This is a genomic window from Coxiella-like endosymbiont, from assembly GCF_002871095.1.
GTDB lineage: Bacteria > Pseudomonadota > Gammaproteobacteria > Coxiellales > Coxiellaceae > Coxiella.
This window is the reverse complement of the sequence record NZ_NSHJ01000050.1, coordinates 1-967: the sequence shown is the minus strand read 5'-3', so window position 1 is coordinate 967 and position 967 is coordinate 1. Positions and strand designations below refer to the sequence as shown.

Here is a 967-nt window from a genome sequence, read left to right as displayed (position 1 = left end):
GTATTAATTGGACATCAGAAATAACAGCAGGATTAGCTGCATCAATAGAATCCACTAAAACAAACTGATTCCTTAGTTTGTGTTTTTTTAAGTCATCAAAAGCAGCATCACAAAAAAACTCACCCACTCGGTTATCTCACACCACAGTAACCATGAATTCAACACCATCCGTACCAGACCAGTAGAATCATCAAGTAAGATAAAAAGTCTTCATAGATATACTAGACCCTGAAATCAAAATAGTTTTATTATCTTTTAAAATATTAGCCTGGATAAAATATTCTTGATCATCTTTATTTTGAAAAAAACTTGCATATTTAAGTGATCACCAGCCAACTTCATAGCCTTTTGGATCATTTAACACAGTAATCTCATAAACTTTGATTGAGTAATAAATATAACTTTAAACCCTGTCAAAGCATTTATTAATGCTAGAATTAAAGCTAATCGAGCAGAAATTCCTGCGTATAAAATAAATTTCACTGTAAAATAATCAACAATATTAGGCTTTAATTTTTGAGATAATTCTAATAAAGAAAAAATATCTACGTCTTTGATAAAATTTAAACTACCATGATCAAGTATAATTGTGTGATGTGTGCAACCTGCTTGGGTAATTTGCTTGTTATAATCTGGAGTTGCGACATGGACATCCTAGCCTGCTTCTGCTTTTGTAACTTGAGCTAAACTTAAGCGATAAAACATAAAGAATTTTACATTCTGCTAACTCGTATTAATAATTTTTGTTTCAATTCTGGTTTCATTATATTCATTATAATTGGAACATAAGAAGACTCCATAGTGAATATTACTAATTCCTTTTTCCTAATAAATGCTCTTCCCAACGCTAGCGAATTAATTAATAATTTAATAATCATTTTTCTCTAATTTTTGCACGAAAAGAAGATCTTCTACCCAATCTCTCAATTACCCTCCCAATCAATATAATTAAAATATAATTAATAGG

The 967-nt window shown here is 29.7% G+C and carries 1 pseudogene; it reads right to left on the bottom strand.

Annotated elements, in window-relative coordinates:
* Positions 1-357: 357 nt before the first annotated feature.
* Positions 358-642 (bottom strand): annotated as a pseudogene (locus CLERM_RS04175) (glycosyltransferase family 1 protein); the annotation flags it as partial.
* Positions 643-967 lie beyond the last annotated feature (325 nt).